Origin of the sequence: Sulfuriferula nivalis (assembly GCF_009937995.1) — a bacterium.
Taxonomy (GTDB): Bacteria; Pseudomonadota; Gammaproteobacteria; order Burkholderiales; family Sulfuriferulaceae; genus Sulfuriferula; species Sulfuriferula nivalis.
In genome coordinates, this window is sequence record NZ_AP021881.1 from 740,049 (window position 1) to 762,336 (window position 22,288).

At 46.1% G+C, this 22,288-nt stretch carries 24 protein-coding genes; 10 read left to right on the plus strand and 14 right to left on the minus strand.

Annotated elements, in window-relative coordinates; all coding sequences use genetic code 11:
• Position 1: 1 nt before the first annotated feature.
• The 10 genes from SFSGTM_RS03935 to murJ all read right to left on the minus strand — a co-directional run bounded on the left by SFSGTM_RS03935 (position 2) and on the right by murJ (position 12,186).
• A complete protein-coding gene (locus tag SFSGTM_RS03935; RefSeq protein ID WP_162084027.1) occupies positions 2-2,245 on the minus strand; it encodes a nitric oxide reductase activation protein NorD in 2,244 nt (747 codons plus the stop codon).
• Between the two features lie 18 nt (positions 2,246-2,263).
• Positions 2,264-3,076: a CbbQ/NirQ/NorQ/GpvN family protein gene (locus SFSGTM_RS03940; RefSeq protein ID WP_162084028.1), complete on the minus strand. Its 813-nt coding sequence runs from the start codon at positions 3,074-3,076 to the stop codon at positions 2,264-2,266.
• 135 nt (positions 3,077-3,211) lie between these two features.
• The gene (locus SFSGTM_RS03945; RefSeq protein WP_162084029.1) at positions 3,212-4,591 is read right to left on the minus strand and encodes a ribulose-bisphosphate carboxylase; all 1,380 of its coding nucleotides are present in this window, start codon (positions 4,589-4,591) and stop codon (positions 3,212-3,214) included.
• Positions 4,592-4,780: 189 nt separating this feature from the next.
• Entirely contained in the window at positions 4,781-5,086 is a 306-nt protein-coding gene (locus tag SFSGTM_RS03950) for a DUF167 domain-containing protein (protein ID WP_162084030.1), read from the minus strand.
• On the minus strand, positions 5,079-6,008 hold the full coding sequence (gene ispH / locus SFSGTM_RS03955; RefSeq protein WP_162084031.1) for a 4-hydroxy-3-methylbut-2-enyl diphosphate reductase: 930 nt from the start codon (positions 6,006-6,008) through the stop codon (positions 5,079-5,081). Before ispH ends, SFSGTM_RS03950 begins: the two co-directional genes overlap by 8 nt.
• Positions 6,005-6,445, minus strand: coding sequence for an FKBP-type peptidyl-prolyl cis-trans isomerase (locus SFSGTM_RS03960; protein WP_162084032.1), 441 nt, complete (start codon positions 6,443-6,445; stop codon positions 6,005-6,007). The genes ispH and SFSGTM_RS03960 overlap by 4 nt, the downstream gene beginning before the upstream one ends.
• Complete coding sequence (lspA, locus tag SFSGTM_RS03965; protein ID WP_162084033.1) at positions 6,442-6,903, minus strand: signal peptidase II; 462 nt, start codon at positions 6,901-6,903, stop codon at positions 6,442-6,444. Before lspA ends, SFSGTM_RS03960 begins: the two co-directional genes overlap by 4 nt.
• Complete coding sequence (gene ileS / locus SFSGTM_RS03970) at positions 6,896-9,673, minus strand: isoleucine--tRNA ligase (protein WP_162084034.1); 2,778 nt, start codon at positions 9,671-9,673, stop codon at positions 6,896-6,898. Before ileS ends, lspA begins: the two co-directional genes overlap by 8 nt.
• Complete coding sequence (locus SFSGTM_RS03975) at positions 9,666-10,604, minus strand: bifunctional riboflavin kinase/FAD synthetase (protein ID WP_162084035.1); 939 nt, start codon at positions 10,602-10,604, stop codon at positions 9,666-9,668. The genes ileS and SFSGTM_RS03975 overlap by 8 nt, the downstream gene beginning before the upstream one ends.
• 46 nt (positions 10,605-10,650) lie before the next feature.
• Positions 10,651-12,186, minus strand: coding sequence for a murein biosynthesis integral membrane protein MurJ (murJ, locus tag SFSGTM_RS03980; RefSeq protein ID WP_162084036.1), 1,536 nt, complete (start codon positions 12,184-12,186; stop codon positions 10,651-10,653).
• A gap of 137 nt (positions 12,187-12,323) precedes the next feature.
• Here murJ and rpsT point away from each other — a divergent pair, with 137 nt between their 5' ends.
• A complete protein-coding gene (gene rpsT, locus SFSGTM_RS03985) occupies positions 12,324-12,587 on the plus strand; it encodes a 30S ribosomal protein S20 (protein ID WP_162084037.1) in 264 nt (87 codons plus the stop codon).
• Between the two features lie 98 nt (positions 12,588-12,685).
• Here the strand turns inward: rpsT and SFSGTM_RS03990 are convergent, their stop codons facing one another.
• On the minus strand, positions 12,686-12,976 hold the full coding sequence (locus tag SFSGTM_RS03990) for a DUF3579 domain-containing protein (RefSeq protein WP_162084038.1): 291 nt from the start codon (positions 12,974-12,976) through the stop codon (positions 12,686-12,688).
• Positions 12,977-13,122: 146 nt separating this feature from the next.
• Between SFSGTM_RS03990 and SFSGTM_RS03995 the strand changes: the two genes are divergently transcribed.
• From SFSGTM_RS03995 to SFSGTM_RS04035, 9 genes are all read left to right on the plus strand, one after another.
• Positions 13,123-13,704 carry a superoxide dismutase gene (locus SFSGTM_RS03995; RefSeq protein ID WP_162084039.1) on the plus strand — a complete coding sequence of 194 codons (582 nt, stop codon included), beginning with the start codon at positions 13,123-13,125 and terminating at the stop codon, positions 13,702-13,704.
• Positions 13,705-13,774: 70 nt separating this feature from the next.
• Positions 13,775-14,944 (plus strand): acetylornithine transaminase, encoded by a 1,170-nt coding sequence (locus SFSGTM_RS04000; protein WP_162084040.1) that lies wholly within the window; start codon positions 13,775-13,777, stop codon positions 14,942-14,944.
• Positions 14,945-14,951: 7 nt separating this feature from the next.
• On the plus strand, positions 14,952-15,872 hold the full coding sequence (gene argF, locus SFSGTM_RS04005) for an ornithine carbamoyltransferase (protein WP_162084041.1): 921 nt from the start codon (positions 14,952-14,954) through the stop codon (positions 15,870-15,872).
• On the plus strand, positions 15,869-17,083 hold the full coding sequence (locus SFSGTM_RS04010; protein WP_162084042.1) for an argininosuccinate synthase: 1,215 nt from the start codon (positions 15,869-15,871) through the stop codon (positions 17,081-17,083). The genes argF and SFSGTM_RS04010 overlap by 4 nt, the downstream gene beginning before the upstream one ends.
• A gap of 3 nt (positions 17,084-17,086) precedes the next feature.
• Entirely contained in the window at positions 17,087-17,404 is a 318-nt protein-coding gene (ppnP, locus tag SFSGTM_RS04015) for a pyrimidine/purine nucleoside phosphorylase (RefSeq protein ID WP_162084043.1), read from the plus strand.
• 14 nt (positions 17,405-17,418) lie between these two features.
• Entirely contained in the window at positions 17,419-18,297 is an 879-nt protein-coding gene (locus tag SFSGTM_RS04020) for a tetratricopeptide repeat protein (protein ID WP_162084044.1), read from the plus strand.
• A 16-nt stretch (positions 18,298-18,313) separates the two neighbouring features.
• Positions 18,314-18,997 (plus strand): DUF599 domain-containing protein, encoded by a 684-nt coding sequence (locus SFSGTM_RS04025; RefSeq protein ID WP_162084045.1) that lies wholly within the window; start codon positions 18,314-18,316, stop codon positions 18,995-18,997.
• A 9-nt stretch (positions 18,998-19,006) separates the two neighbouring features.
• Complete coding sequence (locus tag SFSGTM_RS04030; RefSeq protein WP_162084046.1) at positions 19,007-19,492, plus strand: YajQ family cyclic di-GMP-binding protein; 486 nt, start codon at positions 19,007-19,009, stop codon at positions 19,490-19,492.
• Between the two features lie 70 nt (positions 19,493-19,562).
• Entirely contained in the window at positions 19,563-19,997 is a 435-nt protein-coding gene (locus tag SFSGTM_RS04035) for a CBS domain-containing protein (protein WP_162084047.1), read from the plus strand.
• Positions 19,998-20,069: 72 nt separating this feature from the next.
• On the opposite strand, the gene SFSGTM_RS04040 is transcribed toward SFSGTM_RS04035, so the two are convergent.
• The 3 genes from SFSGTM_RS04040 to SFSGTM_RS04050 are packed head-to-tail and all read right to left on the minus strand — an operon-like array spanning position 20,070 to position 22,127.
• Positions 20,070-20,684 carry a phosphatase PAP2 family protein gene (locus SFSGTM_RS04040; RefSeq protein ID WP_162084048.1) on the minus strand — a complete coding sequence of 205 codons (615 nt, stop codon included), beginning with the start codon at positions 20,682-20,684 and terminating at the stop codon, positions 20,070-20,072.
• Positions 20,681-21,250, minus strand: a complete 570-nt coding sequence (locus SFSGTM_RS04045; RefSeq protein WP_232526039.1) for a DUF4337 domain-containing protein — start codon at positions 21,248-21,250, stop codon at positions 20,681-20,683. The genes SFSGTM_RS04040 and SFSGTM_RS04045 overlap by 4 nt, the downstream gene beginning before the upstream one ends.
• Before the next feature lie 43 nt (positions 21,251-21,293).
• Positions 21,294-22,127: a tetratricopeptide repeat protein gene (locus SFSGTM_RS04050; RefSeq protein ID WP_162084049.1), complete on the minus strand. Its 834-nt coding sequence runs from the start codon at positions 22,125-22,127 to the stop codon at positions 21,294-21,296.
• Between the last annotated feature and the right edge of the window lie 161 nt (positions 22,128-22,288).

Consider the following 22,288-nt stretch of genomic DNA (forward strand, 5'->3'; position numbering starts at 1 on the left):
GTTATTTCGTTAATGCCATAAACAACTTGGGCAATTGTTCAGGCAGCCTGGCAATATTATCTATCACCGCATAATGTTTGCCAAATATATCCCCTACATAATCACCTGCTTTTGGATCTAGCGTGATGCAATAGGTGTAAATGCCATCCTGATCCAGCTCGCGAACTGCCATTTTAGCGTCTTCGATGAGTAAGCGTGGATCTTTGGTATCGATATCGGCTGGTTCACCATCGGTTAAGATAAGCAGCAGTTTTTTATCCGCCTGTTGATGAGCGAGATAGTGTCCTGCATGGCGTATGGCAGCGCCCATGCGGGTAGAATAGCCTGCTTGCATCGCAGCAAGACGTGCTTTGACCGGCGTGTCCCAGTGCTCAGAATAACCTTTAATGTGCAAATAACGCACTTCGTGGCGGGTGTTGGAGTGAAAACCAGAAATAGAAAATTTGTCACCCATCTGCTCTATTGCCCAGCCCAGTAAGGTGACTGCCTCCTGGCTTAATTCCAGTTTGCTTTGTTGGCAGCCTTCAGGAATGTCGGCTAAAGAGGCGGATAAATCCAGCAGTAATGATACAGCAATATTGCGCCCGTCATGGCGATGGCTCATGTTGATACGTGGATCAGGCACGGCGCCACTTTTGTAATCTATTAACGATCGAATCGCGACATCCAAATCCAGCTCGGCACCTTCTTCCTGATATCGCAGCCGAACTTTGTTTTGCGGCTTGAGCAGGTCGATAATTTTTTTGAGCTGCTTGGCCAGACTGGCATGTTTCGCCAATATTTTGTCTATGTCATTAGCGTCACCGACTGGATGCAAATGCTCATACACGCTGGCCCAGTCAGGGCGGTAATGTTCTGCACTGTAATCCCATTCTGGATATAGGCGTGGTGGCATGCGGAATTCAGCTTGTTCTTCCGGTTGTGCTTTTTGGGGCTTTTCATCGTATTCTTCTTCATCACCCTCTTCGATAAATTTCCACATCAGTCGATTATCATCACGATAATCGACTTCGGTATCATCAAAAAAAGTTTTGGCACTGAGGTCGCTACCGACACGAGTTTTGGCAATAAATTGCACACCGAGTGTCACCATGTTTTTGGTGCTGCTAATGCCTGTAGCCATTTCAGCGTGAAAGCGAGCCACATAGTCCAGTATGTCTGCATTGGTATAGCCATGCTGTGGGTCGAGAAGTGCGCGTGACAGTGTGTACAGGCGATGTCGTATACATGCATGACCTTCAGGACATGCGCCTTCCTTCGGTGTCGGATGTATGGCTGCCCATAACTTGCGCAATCCTGGGTAGCGCTGCATGGCCAGAAATTCTACGCGTGAATCTTCAAAAACCTCCACCGCCATGCGTTGGAACGGACTCAGGTTGTCGGCAATAACGGGGGTGGTCCAGATGCGATGGGCACTGATATGTGCAAGCAGTGCTCGATAACGATCTATGCCACGCACACCTGTCATGTCATCGTACACGTCCGGTAAATGTACACCTAGTGCGTCAAAATAAGGGATGGGTTTGCGTATTTCATCAAATGCCAAAGAGTAAGGTACGAAATTGGCATCGGCTTGCCATAGGCCGCGCAAATATAAATCTAGTTGACGCTCGCTATCCGTAAATAGCGTGCCATGACGCTCGCGTTGCATTACGGCTCGGCTGTCAGCTGTTTTAAGCAGGAAGTATTCGCGCTGGCGGTCGGGGTCGTTAGCATAGGCTTTAATGCCATAATCTACCCAGTTACGTAGTCCACCAAAAGATAATGTGCCAAACAAAAATGGTGCTGTACTCAGAAATTCAACCAGGCAAACGCTTGTGTACATGGAGTCAATTCCGTGTACTTTGGGGCTGGTACGCTCCATGGTCAGCCAGACAAGGTGAAAATACTCATTGAAAAGTGCCCGGCTTTCCAGTGCGCGTGCTGCTGCTGCCAGGCTTTGCAAGAATGGCGCGATGGCTTTGCTGTTTGGGGTGCGGGTGAGCTTTTGTACAAAAGCGACTACATCATTAATGATTTCTTCACCCAGCAGTACTGCCACTTCTGGTGTTTCTTCCAGAAATGCTAGGACTGGCTCTTCACCGCGACCCATTTTACACAGCGTACGTGCGCCATCAATATAAGCAGTTAACGCAAGAGGTGAGAGTCGTTTCTGAGCATAAGCAAAGCAATCAGGAAATACACTTTGTACACGCGCAAAACCGCAGGACAATGCTTTGATTTCATCGATAAGCGTATCAGTCATGGCGTTGTCTGATTGGGCTTAGGCAAAAATTGCATCAATTGCGTGGTCTAGCGTATCGCGTATATCTTTGTCGTCAGTGATAGGGCGTACCAATGCCATGCGGCAAGCATCACGCGCTGGAATGCCGCCATTAATCAATGCTGCTGCATAAACCAGCAGACGGGTGGAAATGCCTTCATCCAGACCATGGCCTTTAAGTTTGCGCGCTGTTTCAGCAATGCGAACTAATTTATCGGCGATGTCGGTGCTAATGTTTGCTTCTTTGCTCACGATTTCTGTTTCTACTGAGCATAATGGGTAATCAAACTCCATTGCTGCAAAACGCTGTTTTGTTGATTGCTTCAGGTCTTTCATCAGGCTTTGGTAGCCAGGGTTGTATGAAATTACCAATTGAAAGTCTGGATGAGCAACGACTAATTCACCCTTTTTGTCCAAAGGCAGTGTGCGGCGGTGATCAGTTAATGGGTGAATAACAACAGTCGTATCCTGGCGTGCTTCTACGACTTCATCCAAATAGCAAATTGCACCATAGCGCGCTGCCAAGGTCAGCGGGCCATCAACCCAGCGTGTCCCGTTGGCATCGAGTAAATAGCGACCTACCAAGTCTGATGCGGTCATGTCTTCATTGCAGGCAACAGTGATGAGCGGCTTGTTTAGTTTCCATGCCATGTGCTCTACAAAGCGTGATTTACCACAACCGGTCGGGCCTTTGATCATTACTGGCAGGCGTGCATTGTAAGCCGCTTCGTACAGGGTGATTTCGTTGTTTTGCGCTTGGTAATATGGTTGTTCGGCGATTTGATATTGGGTAATGTCGAATTCGGTAGTCATTTTTGTGCTCGCTATGTGTGTGGATTATTCCACTAAATTCTGTGGTAAAACATACTGGAATAAAAAAGCCCCTGAATATCCCAGGGGCTTTCAACACGCTGCCGCATTAATGCAGCAGCTTGCCTGGGGTACTTATTACTTGTGTACGCCCAGTTTTTCACGCCAACCTGGGTAGATCTTGTCAGCATCGCCTGGGAATGACTCGAACGCGCGAGCGAATTCTTTGTGTTCTTTAGCGAACTCAATAGGATCAGCACCCGCTTTCCAGCATTCATAAGACTGACGCAGAGAAATCGCACCAGCAGCTGGGCTGTCAATGTGGCCATATGAACCACCACCAGAGGTATTGATAACGTTACCGTGACCCAAGTTCTCAAAGAAGCCTGGCAGACGCAATGCGTTCATACCGCCTGAAATAATTGGAGTGGTAGGTTTCATGCCATACCATTTTTGGAAGTAGACAGGACCTTGAGCTTCATCGCGTTCGATCATGTAAGCGATGTTTTTGTCTGAGTTCTCACCTTCCATTTTGCCGTATCCCATGGTGCCTACGTGGATACCTGAAGCACCTTGTAAACGTGAGATTTTAGCCAATACGAATGCGGTGTAACCACGTTTAGCTGAAGGTGATGTGATCATGCCGTGACCAGCGCGGTGGTAGTGCAGGTACTGGCTAGGGTATTGACGACGAGCAGTGGTGATCATACCTGGACCGCCAACGAAACCGTCAACCAGGAATGCCAGTTTGTCAGCATCCGGGCCAAATGTTTCCAGACCGAAATCAGCACGAGCACACATTTCGTAGTGGTCATCAGCCGTAATGTTCATGGAGAACAATTTAGCTTCGCCAGTTTCGTCTTGAGCGCGTTTCATTGCGTCATAAACTAAAGGCAATACTTTTTTCAGTGGGCAGAAAGTTTGGTTACCTTGTGGTTCATCGTTCTTGATGAAATCACCACCTAACCAGAACTGGTAAGCTGCAGCTGCAAATGGCTCAGGACGTAAACCTAATTTAGGCTTGATAATGGTACCTGCAATGTAACCGCCGTTTTGTATTGGACGGCCAAGGATGCGCCACATGTCGCTGATGTCTTTGGCAGGACCATCAAACAATTGGATAGCGCGTTCTGGTACATAGAAATCGTGGATTTTAGCGTGTTTAATATCGCCCATACCCTGGTTGTTACCGATAATCAATGTCAATACAGACACGATCATCATGCGGCCGTCGATAACGTTGCGATCAAACAATTCCATAGGATATGCAATACGCATATCTTCAGTTGCTTCGTCGATGTAGTAAACCAAAGCGTCAACGCCTTTGGTGAAATCATCAGTGGTTGAAACTTCTACGTTAGTACCTGTTGAAGATTCAGCTGCAAAGTGTGCAGCTGCTTCTAAGTAACCGTGGCCTGGGTTAGGGCACATTTTGTAAGCAACTAATATGTGCTTACCGCCTTTAATTAAATCTTCTTCTTTCAGACTAAGGTCTGAGTAACGTGCTGATTGATCCATATGATAACTCCAGTGGTTGTGGGGGCCTACCTAGGCTGCGTGGTGATGTTGCAACCCATGGACAGAACTATACATAGCAAAAAGCATAAGATATATTCAATTGTTATTGTTGTTTGTATAAGTTAATGCTTATGTATTTTTTAATTCTTATTCAGTTAGCGCAGGGAATGCAGTAATGCTGAGTTGTGGTTAGCACAACGTTGATTGCGCAATGACGCCAGGCAGTTTTTTTGGGGATTTGATGCGCAATTGTTTATTGATATTCATTTGTCCGAAGACAACTTCGATGTCTTTTACGCTAACGTCGAATTGTTTGGCAAGAAAACGCACCATGTGGTCGGTGGCTTTGCCATTGGTTGGTTCAGCAGTGACGCTGATTTTGAGCTGGTTGCCTTTGGGCTTGCCGATTTTGTCTTGTTTGGCACTGGGTGTGCCGAGCACGTTGAGGACGAGAACATCGCCCTCCCAGTAATAAAATGAGGTGTTGCTATTCACTCAAGGATTTTGGAATAGGGAAGGTGACGTTTTCTATAATGCCTTCGAGTTCGTTGACTGTTTCGGCTCCATATTGTTTTAACTGTGCTATCACTTCTTGCACCAGTACTTCAGGTGCGGATGCGCCAGCGGTGACGCCAATATTGGATTTTCCTGTTAACCAGTCGGCTTGCAACTGGCTGGCATTGTCCACCATATAGGCAGTCACACCTAAATTTTGCGCGACTTCGCGCAGGCGGTTGGAGTTGGAGCTGTTGGGTGAACCGACGACGACGACTAGATCGCAGTGTTGCGCCAAAGCCTTAACGGCATCCTGACGATTTTGGGTCGCATAGCAGATGTCGTCCTTCTTAGGTCCGACAATATTAGGGAAGCGCGCTTTAAGTGCGTTAATGACCCGCATTGCATCATCTACAGAAAGTGTAGTCTGAGTTACAAAAGCAAGTTTGTCTGGGTCAGCAACATTGAGTAAAGTAACATCCTCAGGCGTTTCTACCAGATACATGCCACCATTGCTTTGACCCATAGTGCCTTCAACTTCAGGGTGGCCCTTATGGCCTATCATGATGATTTCCATGCCTTTGTCGCGCATGCGCGCAACTTCCAGGTGCACTTTGGTGACCAGCGGGCAAGTTGCATCAAATACGGTTAGCCCACGTGCTTCGGCCTCGCGACGGACGGCCTGGGACACGCCATGCGCACTGTATATCAAAGTGTTACCAGTGGGTACATCATTCAAGTCTTCGATGAAAATGGCACCTTTGGCCTTGAGATTTTCGACTACAAATTTATTGTGTACCACCTCATGACGCACATAGATGGGTGCACCATAGCGTTCTAATGCACGTTCTACAATTTCAATTGCACGATCGACGCCGGCACAAAATCCGCGAGGGTTAGCAAGTTGTATGTGTATGGTCATGATGTCCTGCCATGTATGGTTAGTATTTCCACTTCAAACTCTATGGTTTTACCCGCAAGAATATGGTTGAAATCAATGCTGACGTCATGTTCGGCAATCGCCGCAATTCGGCCACCTAACGTTTCACCATCAGGAAGTTCGAATTCAACATAGTTATTGACGACAGGTGGTGCATCATGAAATTCATCTATAGGTACATTTTGCACTAATTGAGGATCATGCAAACCAAATGCCAAATCTGGTGTAAGGATAAAGACTTGTCGGCTGTTGAGTGGTACGTCAATTAACCAGCGTTCTAAATTAGGTTCCAGCGTTCCGTCGCCTAGAGTAATTGTCATAGGCTCATCATCAAATGTGCTGTCTATATCGTCTTCACCCTGAATACGGATGGCAAAATGCAGGGTTATCGTGTCGTTATTTTGTACTTGTAAGGTCATGGTTTTTTGAAGCTATCCCAAATTAAAAATATTGCACCTAGCGTAATGGCAGAGTCGGCTATGTTGAATGCAGGCCAGTAATAGCTGTTGATATGAAACGAGAGGAAATCAACTACATAACCGTGATTGAGACGATCAATCAAGTTACCAAGTGCGCCACCAAGTATAAGGCTGAGCGAGAGTTTGGATAGCACGCTACCGGTGTCGCGGCGTAGCAGGTAAATTATCACTATGCTGGCAATGCTGGCCACTGTGATAAAGAAACCCTGTTGCCATCCCGGCTGATTAGCAAACAAACTGAACGCCGCGCCAGTATTGTGAGCACGTACTAAGTCAAAAAATCCCGTAACCTTGAGCAAATCGCCCCACATAAAAACCTGCAAGATGATGTATTTGCTGATTTGATCCAGAGCGATAACGAGTGCAGCAACTATGAGCCCTTGTTTGAGTTTAGGCATGATGTCTAGGCTCTCCCGCACCGTATAAATTGCTGTGACAACGGGCGCATAAACTAGGATGGTCAGCAATGCTGCCTACGTCGGCGCGGTAATGCCAGCAACGTTCGCATTTTGCATGCGTGCTGGCGCGGGCTACATAGCGAGGCACGCTGGTGTCGGCCAGGTGGAGGTCCGCACTGGATGTGATCATCGCAAGACGTAAGTCGTCACCCAAACCGGCGAGGGCGGCATAGTGACTGGCATCAGCGTAAATTTCAATTTCAGCCTGTAATGAAGAGCCGATTTCCCCTGCTGCACGTAAAGGCTCCAGATCTTTGCGGACTTCTGCCAGTGTTTCACGTATGAGTGTCCACTGCTCATTAAGTGAGTGGCTATCAGCAGGTAATGGAATCTCATGCCAGAGCTGCAAAAAGACGCTGTCGTGGGCATTGTTACTTAATAGCATCCATACCTCTTCAGCGGTGAAGCTCAAGAACGGTGCCATGATACGGGTCAGCGCGTGGGTGATGTGGAATAGTGCATGTTGTGCAGAACGACGTGCAACTGAGTCTGGCGCACTGGTGTAGAGCCTGTCTTTAAGTATGTCCAGATAGAAACCGCCTAAATCTTCTGAGCAAAAATGATGCAGTTTTTGTACGATATGGTGGAATTCATACTGCTGATAATGCGTTAATACTTCTTGCTGAAACTCATTGAGCATCACCATGGCGTAGCGGTCTATGCTTAACCATTGATCCATAGGCAGTGCGTGCTGGTGAGCATCAAAGTCGGCCAAGTTGGCAAGCAAGAACCGTAAAGTGTTGCGTATGCGGCGATACGACTCCACAACTCGTTTCAAAATTTCATCAGAAATAGTGAGTTCGCCTGAATAGTCAGTTGACGCAGTCCACAGGCGCAAAATATCTGCACCATAGCTGTCCATGACTTTTTGCGGCGCGACTACGTTGCCTTTGGATTTGCTCATTTTGTGACCGTTGCCATCCACCACAAATCCATGCGTGAGCAAAGCGCGATAGGGTGCATAACCATCGGTCGCGCAGCCTGTGAGCAAGCTTGACTGGAACCAGCCGCGGTGCTGGTCTGAGCCTTCCAGATACAGATCAGCTGGATGTGCGAGTTCCGGGCGTTGCTTGAGTACGCATGCGTGAGTGACACCTGAGTCAAACCACACGTCTAGCGTATCGGTTACTTTCTTGTAATCTGCTGTATCGGTTCCCAGTAATTCTGCGGCTTCGAGTGAGAACCATGCTTCTATGCCGACTTTTTCGACTTTTTGCGCAACCGTTTCGATAAATTCAGCCGTGCGCGGGTGTAATTCGCCCGTTTCTTTGTGGATGAATAAAGGCATAGGCACGCCCCAGTTGCGCTGGCGTGATACACACCAGTCTGGGCGGTTTTTCATCATACCTTCCAGTCGTGCCCGTCCCCATGCTGGAAAAAACGCGGTATTCGCAACAGCTGCAGTGGCGTGCTCGCGTAAGCGAGTGCCGTTTTGATCCGTTTTATCCATGCCAATAAACCATTGGTGTGTGGCGCGGAAAATGATGGGGGTTTTATGCCGCCAGCAATGTGGATAGCTGTGTATGAGTTTGGCATTGGCTAAAAGGGCATCGCGTTCAGTTAATAATGTGATAACTGTTTTGTTGCCTTCCCATACGGTTTGACCGCCAACGTAAGGGATGCTGTCGAAAAATTTACCGTCGTCGCTGACTGGATTTTCCACTGGTAAATTATATTTTAATCCGACTTGATAATCGTCAACGCCATGTGCAGGGGCCGTGTGCACGAGCCCTGTACCGGCTTCTGCAGTGACATGCTCGCCACAGATGACAGGCACGACACGGGCCAGGAAAGGATGGAGCAGGCCTACATGTTCCAGTGCGCTACCTTTACATTGTCCTATCACTTCAACTGATTCAAAGCCGTAACGTTTGATAGCCGCTTCAGCTAAATCACGGGCTAGTATCAATATGCCTTTAGGCGTGAGTATGCAGTCATAGATGAAGTCGGGGTGTACGGAAACAGCCTGGTTAGCTGGTAGCGTCCATGGTGTTGTTGTCCAGATAACAGCGTATATAGGCTCGTTTGTCACCGGCAGGCCAAGTTTGGTGGCGAGCGCTGCGCTGTCTTCGACAGCAAATGCAACGTCAATAGCGGCTGAAGCTTTGTCTTCATATTCGACCTCGGCTTCGGCCAGTGCAGAGCCGCAGTCCACACACCAATGTACGGGTTTCGCACCCTGATACAGATACCCGTTTGCCAATATTTCGCCCAAGGTGCGCATGATGCCGGCTTCAAACGTAAAGTCCATGGTGCGATATGGGTGATCCCAGTCACCTAGTACTCCGAGGCGGATGAAGTCGGCTTTTTGCCGCTCAATCTGGCTTGCTGCGTATTCACGGCAAAGCTCACGGAACTTCGCGGCGGGTATGGCCTTGCCATGTTGCTTCTCGACTTGCAGTTCTATAGGTAAGCCATGGCAATCCCAGCCAGGTACGTAAGGCGCATCAAAGCCAGATAGCGTTTTGCTTTTGATTATGATGTCTTTGAGTATTTTGTTGACCGCATGGCCAATGTGAATGTCACCGTTAGCATAGGGTGGGCCATCATGCAGAATAAATTTTGGCCGACCAGCCGCGTGTTTGCGGATTTTTTCATAACGTTGCTGTTCTTGCCAGAAAGCTAACCATTTAGGTTCGCGTTTGGCCAGATCGCCGCGCATAGGGAACGGAGTGTCGGGAAGATTGAGCGTGTTTTTATAATCAGCCATGGGTATGTGAGTTTTGAAAGTAATCGTGAGTTTGTGCCACGTCTAGCGCAATTTGCTGCGTCAGCGTAGCGAGATCAGGGTATTTCGCTTCATCGCGTAGTTTAGCAAGAAAATCAACATGGATGATGCGACCATATAAATTTCCTGTGAAATTAAGTAGATGAATCTCAAGCAACGGTTGCGCACCTGTTTTAACTGTCGGGCGTACGCCCAGGCTGGCAACTGCCGGTAGTGCATGGTCACTAATGCCATGGATTTCAACAACGAATATGCCAGTAAGTGGCAGTTTGTTGCGGCGCATGCGGATATTTGCGGTGGGGAAGCCCAGCTCGCGTCCTAATTTATCGCCATGTGCAACTCGCCCGCTGATGCGGTAAGGATGACCTAGTAATTGTTTGGCAATGTCCAGTTCGCCGTTAGCAAGCGCAGCACGAACAGCTGTGCTGGAAACGCGAGTGGTGTTGTGGGTGACGCTATGCATTGCGGCTAATTCGTAACCATGTTGCGGCGCGAGCTGTTGCAGCAGTTCAAAGTTTCCAGCTCGTTTTGCACCAAAACGAAAATCGTCACCTATGAGTAAATAGCGTGTTTGCAGGCCATCAACCAAAATTTGTTGGACGAATTGTTCTGCAGGCATGTGTGCCAATGTGTTATTGAAATGGCAAATATGCGTGTGTTTCATTCCTGCTGCGGCTAAGTTCATGAGTTTGTCGCGCAGGTTGGACAGGCGTGCTGGTGCGGTCTCTGGCGTGAATAACTCACGTGGATGTGGTTCAAATGTTATTGCGCATGGTGTTAATTGTCGTATCCGAGCTGTATCCACCACGTGCTGTAGCATGGCTTGATGCCCTAGATGTACGCCGTCAAAGTTTCCAATAGTGACGGCGCTAGCATGGGATACGAGAGGATGATTGCCGTGAGTGATGCGCATAACCAGTTGTTAAATCAGAGAGTCGCTAATTTTAACCTAGAACGCTTTAGGCCGCACGGCGGATAAACTGTTTGGCATGTATGCCTAGTAGTCGCAAGGTGATGAAATAGGTTCCTGCACCAAGTATGACCAGGCCTGATAAGTGGATAATACGTTCATGGAAGTGGGTGTGTAACCAGTGTTCTTGCCCATTCATGCCGAACCACAGTGCGACTGCCATGATGATGGTGGCCAGACTGATTTTGGACATAAAAAGGTACCAGCCAGATTGCGGCTGAAAAACGCCTTGGCTACGCAGTTTCCATAACAACAGGCTGGCATTTAAGCATGCTCCCAACCCTATCGCCAGCGCCAGTCCTGCGTGTTGGAGTTTCCACACAAAAACCAGATTCATTAGTTGTGTCGCAACCAAGGTGATGATCGCTATTTTGACTGGGGTTTTGATATTTTGTCGGGCATAAAACCCAGGCGCCAGGATTTTTACCATAATCAGGCCTAGCAGTCCCAGACTATAGGCCATCAAAGCCTGACGTGTCATCCAGACATCATGAATCTGGAAATTGCCATATAAGAATAATGTACTTATCAGTGGCACCGCTAACACAGCTAGTGCAGCAGCGGCAGGTAACGCCAGCATCAGGGTGAGGCGTAAACCCCAATCCAGCAGTTGCGAATATTGCTGAGTGTCGTTATCAGCATAATGTTTGGACAGGCTGGGTAATAATATAGTGCCTAATGCTACACCCAGCATGCCTGTTGGGAATTCCATTAATCGATCAGCATAATACAGCCAGGATACGCTGCCAGTAGCAAGAAATGAGGCAAATATGGTGTTGATCAGCAACGAAATTTGGGCAATTGAAACACCGAATACAGCCGGCCCCATTAGCTTTAATACGCGCCATACGCCTTCGTCGTGCCAGCTAAAGCGGAAGCGGGGTAATAAACCCAGTTTATATAAAAATGGAATTTGCAGTGATAGTTGCAATATGCCGCCTAATGCTACTCCCCAGGCTAAAGCCATGGCGGGTGGGTTGACGTGCGGCGCTAGCCATAGTGTCGCCGCTATCATGGCGACATTGAGCAGAACCGGGGTGAATGCGGGGACACCAAAACGACTATAAGTATTGAGTATGCCGCCTGCGAGTGAAACCAGTGAAATGAATAGTATGTAAGGGAAAATAATCCGCAACATATTGACAGTCAAAGTAAATTTGTCTGGTTCATTGGCAAAACCGGGCGCGCTAATGTAAACCACTGCAGGCGCGGCGATAACACCTATTGCGGTGACAATGATGAGTGCAATGAATAATAGTGTGGCAACGTGATCAACGAGTAATTTAGTGTCGTCATGTCCACGGCGATTTTTGTATTCGGCGAGTATGGGTACAAATGCTTGGGCAAATGCACCTTCGGCAAACAGGCGACGTAACAAATTTGGAATTTTGAATGCAATAAAAAATGCATCGGTGTAAATGCCTGCGCCGAAGCTGCGGGCGATAATGGCATCGCGCATAAAACCTAGTATGCGGGACAATAAGGTCATGCTGCTCACTTTAGCGAGCGCGTGTAGCAAATTCATTTGCGTGGGTGGTGAGAAGGATAAAGAGCCGTAATAGTAGCGTTAAAGTGAATAATTCGCTAGCTAAGGCTTGCTATTTGAGTATGAGCAACTTATAATTGCGTGTTTTAAGTACCCCGATACAGGAGCCTCACAATATGGCAAATAGCGCACAAGCCAGAAAGCGTGCAAGACAAAACGACTCACAGCGTGCTCACAACGCTGCCCTGCGCTCAACGCTGCGCACCGCAATCAAGAAAGTACAGAAAGCGGTATTGGCTGGTGATAAAGCTGTTGCAACCACCACTTTTAGCGTTTCTATGAGTGTGATTGATCGTATTGCTGACAAGAAAATTATCCATAAAAATAAAGCAGCTCGTCATAAGAGCCGTTTGAATGCTGCTGTTAAAGCAATGGCATAAGCTGGATTAGTATATGAAAAAAGCCTTACGCGTTGCGTAAGGCTTTTTTTTGTCTGTTGATTGCGTGTTGAGCTTCGTCAGGTGTGAAATTGGGTGGTTTAAGTCGTTGGATTGGCAGGGTCGATGATATTCAGGTCGTTGGCTTGAGCGAAACCCATCAGAAAGCTGTATGTTGCGGGCTGAGCCTGTTGCAAAGCTCGATCGACAATTACGCATTTGATACCGTTGATCGTCATTGGGCGTACATATGGTGAATAGTTCATGCGGTGATCTTCACCAAATGTCGATAATGAACCAGACAGGCGCTCGGCCCAGTCGCTTGGGCGGAAAGTGCGGCCAGAAGTGGTAGTGCCTTGAATAATGATATCGTTATCGGTAAGTTCGGACATTTATGTTTACTTCACAAAAAAACAACATGGGCGGGATTTTAGCAGACTATCACGCAGTTGCGAATTGATGGAACAATTAGGCTAACACCTGCTAGAATATGGCTAAATAGTTTTTTAGTAAACCCTTAGTTGAAATGGAGCCCAGAATGATACATGAATTGCCAGCATTACCTTATGCAAAAGACGCGTTACAACCACATATTTCTGCTGAAACTATAGAGTACCATTATGGTAAACATCATCAGGCTTATGTAACCAACTTGAATAACCTGATTAAAGGTACAGAATTTGAAGCGCTGAATTTAGAAGACATTATTTTACAATCTGCAGGTGGTGTATTTAATAATGCAGCGCAAGTATGGAATCATACTTTTTACTGGAATTGCCTGAGCCCAAATGGTGGTGGTGCACCGACAGGCGCATTGGCTGATGCGATTAACGCTAAATGGGGTTCGTTTGACGCTTTTAAGGAAGCGTTCAGTAAAGCAGCTGTTGGCACATTTGGTTCTGGTTGGGCTTGGTTGGTTAAAAATACTGCGGGCGAACTGGAAATCGTATCAACCAGCAATGCAGCTACACCAATGACTAATGGTCAAACAGCATTAATGACTTGTGACGTTTGGGAGCATGCATATTATGTAGACTACCGTAATGCGCGTCCTAAGTATGTAGAGATATTCTGGAATCTGGTAAACTGGAACTTCGTAGCCGCTAATTTTTCTGCGTAATATCTGCTAAAATATCAAGCAAAGGGCGGCGTAAGCTGCCCTTATGTTTTTAACTCTACCGAAATCTATCATGTCCTATTTAATGAATACCTATGCTCGGCTTCCTGTGACTTTTGTTCGCGGTGAGGGTGTTTGGCTCATGGATGAAGCGGGCAACCGTTACCTTGATGCGTTAGCGGGAGTCGCCGTTAATGGCTTGGGGCATGCTCATCCTGCTTTAGTTAAGGCAGTATGTGAGCAAGCGCAGCAATTAATTCATACCTCTAATATCTATCAAGTTCAGCGTCAAGAACAGTTGGCTGAGAAGCTGTGCCAATTGTCAGGCATGGATAAGGTGTTTTTCTGTAATTCTGGGTGTGAAGCCAATGAGGCCGCAATTAAAATTGCGCGTTTATATGGGCATAGTAAGGGTATAGACACGCCTACTATCATCGTGATGGAAAAATCTTTCCATGGCCGCACGATGGCTACATTAACTGCGACAGGTAATCGCAAAGTTCAAGCTGGCTTTGAACCACTGTTGTCGGGTTTTGTGCGTGTGCCTTATAACGATGTCGAAGCTGTGCGCCAGGTGGCATTGCATAATCCTGATGTTGTGGCTGTGTTGGTTGAGCCAATTGAAGGTGAAGGTGGGATCGCGATTCCAGATGCGGCTTATTTAAAGCAGTTGCGTGAGATTTGTGATGCACATGGCTGGTTGCTGATGCTGGATGAAGTGCAAACAGGAATCGCGCGGACGGGTGCCTGGTTTGCTTTTCAGCACACTGATATCGTTCCTGATGTGATGTCACTTGCTAAAGGTCTGGGCTCTGGTGTTCCCATAGGCGCTTGCGTAGCGCGTGGTGTTGCAGCAGAAACATTCAAGCCAGGTAATCATGGTTCCACATTTGGCGGTAATCCGCTGGCATGTGCAGCAGGCTTGGCAACATTGCAAGCAGTGGCAGATCAGGATTTGTTAACGCATGTGCAGCAAATTGGCGCAGCTATAGTTACAGGGTTTGAGCGTGAATTAGCCGGTGTAGTGGGCATTAAATCTATACGTGGTTTGGGCATGATGATAGGTATAGAGCTGGATCGTCCTTGCGCTGAATTGGTGAAATTAGCTTTAGCACAGCATTTGTTGATTAATGTGACAGCAGATAGTGTGATACGTTTAGTACCACCATTGGTAATGAGTGCAGAAGAAGCTGCGCTGTTAGTGAGTAAATTAAGCGTGGTTATACGTGAATTTTTAAAGTGAGTTGCTTATGCAAGCCGTTAAACATTTCCTGCAATTCAAAGATTTAACCCGCGAGGAATTTGAGTATATTTTTGAACGCGCAAAATTCATCAAGGCGCGTTTTAAAAACTATCAAACTTATCACCCTTTGCTGGATCGTACTTTGGCAATGATATTCGAGAAGCAATCGACGCGGACGCGGTTGTCATTTGAAGCAGGTATGCATCAATTAGGTGGTTCGGCGATTTATTTGAATACGCGAGACACCCAGCTTGGTCGTGGTGAGCCAGTGGAAGACGCTGCTGAAGTAATTTCACGTATGGTTGATATTGTGATGATACGGACGTTTGAGCAAGACATCATCGAGCGTTTTGCACAACATTCCCGCGTTCCTGTGATTAATGGTTTGACTAATGAGTACCATCCTTGCCAAATCATGGCGGACATATTTACTTATATTGAGCGGCATGGCTGCATCAAGGGTAAAACAGTAGCATGGGTGGGTGACTCCAATAATATGTGTAATACCTGGCTGCAAGCTGCAGTAGTATTGGATTTCAATGTGCATGTGTCAACTCCGCCTGGGTATGAAGTTGAACCAGAACGCGCAGGTTTGTATGATACTAGCCATTATGAAAGCTTTGCAGATCCTATGGATGCCTGTCGTGGTGCGGATTTGGTGACTACCGACGTGTGGACCAGTATGGGTTTCGAGGCGGAAAATGAGGAACGTAAGCGTGACTTCCAGGATTGGCAAGTTGACGCTGAAATGATGGCGATAGCCGCTCCGGATGCGTTGTTTATGCATTGCTTGCCTGCGCATCGCGGCGAAGAAGTGGCGGCTGAAGTTATCGATGGATCACAAAGTGTAGTTTGGGATGAGGCGGAAAACCGGCTACATACACAAAAAGCATTAATGGAATATCTTTTGTTGGGAAAAATTGCATGAGCGACGTTAAAAAAGTAGTGCTCGCCTATTCTGGCGGGTTGGATACATCAGTCATTTTGAAATGGCTGCAAGATGAATATCAGTGCGAAGTAGTGACGTTTACTGCTGACATTGGCCAAGGTGAAGAGCTGGAACCAGCGCGTGAAAAAGCTGTTAAATTTGGCGTCAAAGAAATCTTTATTGATGATTTACGTGAAGAGTTTGTGCGTGACTTTGTGTTTCCAATGTTCCGTGCCAATACAGTTTACGAAGGTGAGTATCTGCTAGGTACATCTATCGCGCGTCCGCTGATTGCGAAACGTTTGATAGAGATTGCCAATATGACAGGCGCAGATGCGATTTCGCATGGTGCGACAGGTAAGGGTAATGATCAGGTACGGTTTGAATTAGGTGCATATGCATTGAAACCGGATATCAAAATTATTGCGCCTTGGCGTGAGTGGGATTTGCTGTCACGTGAAAAGCTGCTGGCTTATGCTGAAAAACATGGCATCCCTGTTGAGATGAAGCATAAAAATGGCGGTAGTCCTTACAGCATGGATGCAAATTTATTGCATATTTCCTATGAAGGTCGTGCACTTGAAAATCCAGCCATAGAAGCAGAAGCAGATATGTGGCGCTGGACAGTTTCCCCAGAAGCTGCACCAGATGCAGCTGAATATGTGGAACTGGAATATAAACATGGCGATATCGTTGCGGTTAACGGCGTGGCTATGAGTGCGGCAACGGTTCTGGCTGAACTTAACCGCTTGGGCGGTAAGCATGGCGTAGGTCGTCAGGATTTAGTGGAAAACCGTTATGTCGGCATGAAATCACGTGGTTGTTATGAAACGCCTGGCGGCACGATCATGCTCAGAGCGCATCGGGCGATAGAGTCAATCACGCTGGATCGTGAAGTGGCGCACTTAAAAGATGAACTTATGCCGCGTTATGCAAGTCTGGTTTATAACGGCTATTGGTGGAGTCCTGAGCGTCAAATGTTGCAAACCATGATAGATGCGTCGCAAGTCAACGTAAATGGCTGGGTACGCGTTAAGTTGTACAAGGGTAATGTAATCGTGGTCGGTCGTGATTCTAAAACTGACTCCTTATTCGATGCGAACATCTCCACTTTTGAAGACGACCAGGGCGCGTATAACCAAGCCGATGCCGGTGGTTTTATCAAACTTAACGCACTACGTTTGCGTATCGCAGCTAAATTAAGAAAGTAAAGTATGAGTCAATTTGATCAAGTTAGTGTAATTAAACAAGCCAACATCTATTTTGATGGTAAATGTGTATCGCACACAGTGTTATTTGCCGATGGAACCAAGAAAACCATAGGCGTGATATTCCCTAGTCAACTCGTGTTTAACACAGGTTTGCCAGAAATCATGGAAATCAATGCGGGTAAGTGTAAGGTTAAACTTGCAGGTGAATCCGAGTGGAAAACTTACCAGACTGGTGAGAAATTCAGCGTACCAGGTGATAGCCGTTTTGATATTGAAACACTGGAAACGCTGGATTACGTCTGCCACTTTGTTGTAGCTTAAAGTTAAGAGTAGATATGAAACGATCAATATTAGTAGGTGGTTTGTTGTTGGCGTTAGTAGCGGCAAATAGCTTTGCTATGTCTACCGATGAAGCAAAAATGGTCAGTGATGCCGCTGTGCGGGGTAGTGCAAGTGCACAGGTATTGTTGGCTGTGATGTATAAAAACGGCGACGGTGGTTATAGCAAAAATGAACAGCAGGCAGCTTACTGGTATGAAAAAGCTGCTGATCAAGGTAATCCCTATGCGCAAATGGCATTGGGTGACATGTATGAGCAAGGTTTAGGTGTTAATCAGAATCTGAAAGTTGCTGCAGATTGGCGTGAAAAATCTGCTAAACGCGGTAATGTGCAAGCACAGCTCAAATTGGGAAAAATGTATCTGACAGGTACGGGCGTTGTTAAAAATGTAAATCAGGCAGAATACTGGCTGAACCGTGCCGCTGTGGCGGGTGACAGCGAAGCACAATTTGAACTTAATAAACTCTACCGTGATCCTAATTGGGCTAAACATAACCCCGCCTTGGCGAATGACTGGTTGGCGAAGTCAGCTGCACAGGGATATGAGGATGCCGTTGCATTTGTGAATTTCTTTGAGCATCTAGGATTTGAAGCTAAAGAAGATTTAAGTCAACGGCCACCACATATACGTCAACTTGCAACTGATGGTGATGCTGAAGCGCAATATCAGTTAGCTATGCGTTATGAGCATGGTATAGGCGAAAAGCATGACAATGCACAAACCATGTATTGGTTAAAGCTTGCAGCCAACCAAGGCCATGTTATGGCTATCCAGAGTTTGATACATATTTATCAACAAGGTTTAGATGGTAATGCTGTTGATGCGGCTCAAGCACAGGTTTGGCAAGATAAATTAAACAGTTTAAAAAAGTAAGGTAGGAATGATAAGCATGATAGATTTTTTTAATGTGGCAGCAAATGATTTCATCAGTTTTTTTATTAGTGCAGCTTTGTTGGGACTTTACCAGGCATATTTAGCTTATAAGGTTAAAAAACGCCCGACTTACACAGTGCAAGCAGTTAATCGGATTGCACGGACAGCTTGGGTAGAAACCATAATGAATGAACGTCGTGATGTCTTGGCGGTACAGACTTTGCGTAATTCGACTATGGCCGCAACTTTTTTGGCATCTACCGCAGTGTTGTTGATCATCGGTGTGCTTAATTTGAGTGGAGAAGCAGAGAAATTAAATACGACCTGGCATGCATTAAATGCAGTAGGGGCAACTAATAATTCAATTTGGTTAATTAAATTGCTCGTGTTGTTGAGTGATTTATTCGTTGCATTCTTCTGTTTTTCTATGTCTATACGTCTTTATAATCATGTGGGTTTTATGATTAACGTGCCGCTAACTTTGAATCATAAAATGATTTCACCACCTCATGTTGCTTCACATTTGAATCGTGCTGGTAAGTTTTACAGTATCGGCATGCGTGCCTATTATTTCTCAGTTCCTATGGTGTTCTGGTTGTTTGGGCCACATTTCATGGTGGCTGCGACCATTTTGCTGATTTTTGTATTATATTTTATTGATCGTGCGCCTAAAGTGATGGCAGATGATTATGCTCAGTAAAGGTTAATTATGCCAAGTTTCGATATCGTTTCTGAAGTTGATAAGCAAGAAGTTAAAAATGCAGTAGAGCAGGCGAATAAAGAAGTGTCGACCCGCTTTGATTTCAAAGGTACCGATGCCCGTGTTGAACAAGCTGATTATGTATTAACGGTATATGCTGACAATGAATTCCAGCTTGATCAGGCGCAGGAAGTGCTGAATAACAAATTGATTAAGCGTACTGTAGATATCAAATGCCTGGAAATTGGTAAGGTTGAAAAGATTACAGGCAATAAAGTCAAACGTTCAGTTACTGTCAAAACGGGTGTCGAGATTGAATTAGCAAAAAAGATAGTTAAAGAGATCAAAGACAGTAAGCTTAAAGTCCAAGCTAGCATACAGGGCGAGACTGTGCGAGTAACCGGCGCCAAGCGTGATTTGCTGCAAGATGCTATTGCACTGGTTCGTAAACAGATTGCAGATTTCCCGTTGCAGTTTCAAAATTTTAGAGATTGATGCGGTTGCTGATGGCAAGCATAGTGTAGTATGCTTAGACTAGATTACTCACTGGCTTAAGGACGATAAAATGATAATTCGTGACATATTAACGGTTAAAAGTGACGAGATTTGTGACATTAGCCCGGTGCAAACGGTGGCAGATGCTGTTAGTCAAATGGTAGCGCATGATGTAGGTTCACTGGTTGTTCGTCAAGATGGTGTGATGGTTGGTTTATTGACTGAACGCGATGTGTTGCGTGGTATTAGTAAGTTGGGTGGTACTTTCGTTACGCATAAAGTAAGTGAAATGATGGTAACTGAGCCAATTATTGGTAGCCCGACAGATACGGTTGATTATGTACGCGGTGTGATGACAGAGAACAGGGTGAGTCATTTACCGGTCATGGAAGGTGATAATTTATTAGGGATTATTTCATTCCACGATGTTGCTCGTGCCTGTTTGAATGCTGCTGATTTTGAAAACCAGCTGCTGAAAAGATATATCAAGCATTGGCCTGAGTAAGGGTTGATTCTTTAATGCAAAACGCCACCTTCGAGGTGGCGTTTTGCATTAGAGCTGTTAATTGCTTTGCAACTATCGCGCTATGCATAGAGCTTTTGATTGTTTAAGTATCCACCATACCAATAATACGATCATCAGGCTCGATGCCCATCCTGCTAAGACGTCGGCTGGAAAGTGGGCTCCCAGACTGATGCGGGATATGCCGACCCATAATACAAAGCCGATACCTATCACCCTGTATTTATATTTCAACAGCGGCCAGATACTCGCGACGATCAGCATTGCGAATGATGAATGCCCACTTGGCAAACTATGGTGAAATTCGGGTTTGCCGATGACGTATACACTCGTGATCGGTAATGCCAATGGTGGGCGTGGAAAATCTAATAACGGTTTAAGCACGCCTAACAAATAGCCGTCTATTACATAAGCGATACTAAAAACAGCTACCGTATTTATCCATAATGCTGTGCGCTGCTGATAGATTATAACGTTGGTGGTGGGAGTGCTGCTGACTGTGATGACGGCAAGCCCGCTTAATATCGCCAGATATAGGGCAAATAACTGGTGATTAGCCAATGCCGTCCCTGCCAGCATCAGGTTATCCCAATAGTCCGTATGAAAGTTATTAATGACGTGGAATAAAGCTATATTCAGCCCGCCCCAGTCATAAAAAATTGCTTTCATATGATTGCAGTAACCCACAAACCTATCCCACCCGCGGCTGCGACTGCGGCCACTGAAAACAGCCATTTTTTCCGCGTGAGTACAGTGATAGAGGCCAAGGAGATAGCAATTTGTATCAGCGTCATTGACTGTGCCAAGCGATGGTGTGGGTGCATTACCAGATCGCTGTCAGCATTGGCCTTGGCAGATTCAGCCTCCAATGCTTCAGCCTTTTGTTTAATGGCTATTTTGTCTTGCGTATATTTATCAATTTGTTTTTGATAAAAAGCCTGTTTTTCAGTTGGTGCAATATCTGCAGCCAGCTCCATTAAATGCTGTTTGCTACTTTTGGATTCATAGAAATTCCATTGATCCGAGGCCTGTGTTTTTTTAAGCACGGCCTCATTTTTAAACATCATGGCTTCGTTTTGTGTCGCGCCTCCTTGATAACTAACCACTGCACCTAGCGATGCCAGAATTGCGGTAAAAATGGCAACATATTGACCTAAGCCTGCACCTTTTTCAGCTTCATGCTCGACGGCATGGTCATGCGCACCATGTACATGGAAATCGTGTCCTGACATCATTCATCCCTGATTATTAAAAATTATTAGTTTATGGTTTCCAGACTTACCAGCCATCGCCACCACTACTGGAGGTATCATCATCCCAAGATGAACTGTCTGCCAGACCGAAATCCGATCCGCCCATGTCGTATTGTGGTTCTGGAGTGGTCTGTGTTAACGGTGCATTATTAACGGATTCATTGTTATTTGTGCCATCGGTAAAATGATGCATCAATGCTTCACCAGCGACGATACCAGCACCAACAGCTGCTCCAGTAGCCAAACCCGAAACGATGCCACCACCAATGCCACTTCCAGCTTGAGGTGGATAGGTTGCGGCAGGTGATCCAGACCAATTGTTCGGACCGCCATTTGGCATAGGATAGCCTTGTCCTGGCATGCCATTGTTTCCGACGTTGCCTGTGTAAGTATCATTTCTACGCGATATCATTGACTTAACCAGCCATGTAATCAATACGATAGCGGCAAATCCAATGAAAAGTAACATCCATGGGAAAGTCTGTGTATTCGTGGGTGCAGGGTTGGTAGCTATATTACTCGTCATGCCTGATCGCTGGCTAATAGCAATACGCTGTTTTAAATTTTGGACTGCTTCGGGTTTAGCAAAGGGCAACCCAGGTGCCAACCGTTCAGCAGTTTCAAGTTCAGTCTTCGCATTCGGCAGAGCACCTTGCTTAGCCAGAATTTCTGCATCCACGAAATGCGCTTTTGCGCTCTCCGGATGGACTTGCAATACTTGTTCAACCATTTGATGTGCTTCATCCAATTTACCCGAATTAGCTGTTTGATAAATCTGATGTACCGTAGGTAAATTGTCTGCATAAGCGATATTACTTATGAAACTTAATGCGATGAAAAGTTTAATAATCGTGAACATACCTATTCCTTTAAGAAATTTATGTTGCTAAGACATCATAAGATGGCGGTGAGTTCGGAAATTTCAATCATATAGACTTTATGCGTGCCTTATGGTCACAATATGCCAGTATCCTTTAACGTCGGAACGCTTAGCATACTCATGTTAGATGACAATTTATG

Coding starts and splice junctions, on each gene's coding strand:
- SFSGTM_RS04045 (WP_232526039.1), bottom strand. CDS start 21,250: ATGATGTCAGGACACGATTTCCATGTACATGGTGCGCATGACCATGCC.
- murJ (WP_162084036.1), bottom strand. CDS start 12,186: ATGAATTTGCTACACGCGCTCGCTAAAGTGAGCAGCATGACCTTATTG.
- SFSGTM_RS04030 (WP_162084046.1), top strand. CDS start 19,007: ATGCCAAGTTTCGATATCGTTTCTGAAGTTGATAAGCAAGAAGTTAAA.
- lspA (WP_162084033.1), bottom strand. CDS start 6,903: ATGCCTAAACTCAAACAAGGGCTCATAGTTGCTGCACTCGTTATCGCT.
- SFSGTM_RS04035 (WP_162084047.1), top strand. CDS start 19,563: ATGATAATTCGTGACATATTAACGGTTAAAAGTGACGAGATTTGTGAC.
- SFSGTM_RS03940 (WP_162084028.1), bottom strand. CDS start 3,076: ATGACTACCGAATTCGACATTACCCAATATCAAATCGCCGAACAACCA.
- SFSGTM_RS03960 (WP_162084032.1), bottom strand. CDS start 6,445: ATGACCTTACAAGTACAAAATAACGACACGATAACCCTGCATTTTGCC.
- SFSGTM_RS03935 (WP_162084027.1), bottom strand. CDS start 2,245: ATGACTGATACGCTTATCGATGAAATCAAAGCATTGTCCTGCGGTTTT.
- SFSGTM_RS03995 (WP_162084039.1), top strand. CDS start 13,123: ATGATACATGAATTGCCAGCATTACCTTATGCAAAAGACGCGTTACAA.
- SFSGTM_RS04010 (WP_162084042.1), top strand. CDS start 15,869: ATGAGCGACGTTAAAAAAGTAGTGCTCGCCTATTCTGGCGGGTTGGAT.
- ispH (WP_162084031.1), bottom strand. CDS start 6,008: ATGACCATACACATACAACTTGCTAACCCTCGCGGATTTTGTGCCGGC.
- SFSGTM_RS04020 (WP_162084044.1), top strand. CDS start 17,419: ATGAAACGATCAATATTAGTAGGTGGTTTGTTGTTGGCGTTAGTAGCG.
- SFSGTM_RS04000 (WP_162084040.1), top strand. CDS start 13,775: ATGTCCTATTTAATGAATACCTATGCTCGGCTTCCTGTGACTTTTGTT.
- rpsT (WP_162084037.1), top strand. CDS start 12,324: ATGGCAAATAGCGCACAAGCCAGAAAGCGTGCAAGACAAAACGACTCA.
- SFSGTM_RS04040 (WP_162084048.1), bottom strand. CDS start 20,684: ATGAAAGCAATTTTTTATGACTGGGGCGGGCTGAATATAGCTTTATTC.
- ppnP (WP_162084043.1), top strand. CDS start 17,087: ATGAGTCAATTTGATCAAGTTAGTGTAATTAAACAAGCCAACATCTAT.
- SFSGTM_RS03975 (WP_162084035.1), bottom strand. CDS start 10,604: ATGCGCATCACTCACGGCAATCATCCTCTCGTATCCCATGCTAGCGCC.
- SFSGTM_RS03990 (WP_162084038.1), bottom strand. CDS start 12,976: ATGTCCGAACTTACCGATAACGATATCATTATTCAAGGCACTACCACT.
- argF (WP_162084041.1), top strand. CDS start 14,952: ATGCAAGCCGTTAAACATTTCCTGCAATTCAAAGATTTAACCCGCGAG.
- ileS (WP_162084034.1), bottom strand. CDS start 9,673: ATGGCTGATTATAAAAACACGCTCAATCTTCCCGACACTCCGTTCCCT.
- SFSGTM_RS04050 (WP_162084049.1), bottom strand. CDS start 22,127: ATGTTCACGATTATTAAACTTTTCATCGCATTAAGTTTCATAAGTAAT.
- SFSGTM_RS03945 (WP_162084029.1), bottom strand. CDS start 4,591: ATGGATCAATCAGCACGTTACTCAGACCTTAGTCTGAAAGAAGAAGAT.
- SFSGTM_RS04025 (WP_162084045.1), top strand. CDS start 18,314: ATGATAGATTTTTTTAATGTGGCAGCAAATGATTTCATCAGTTTTTTT.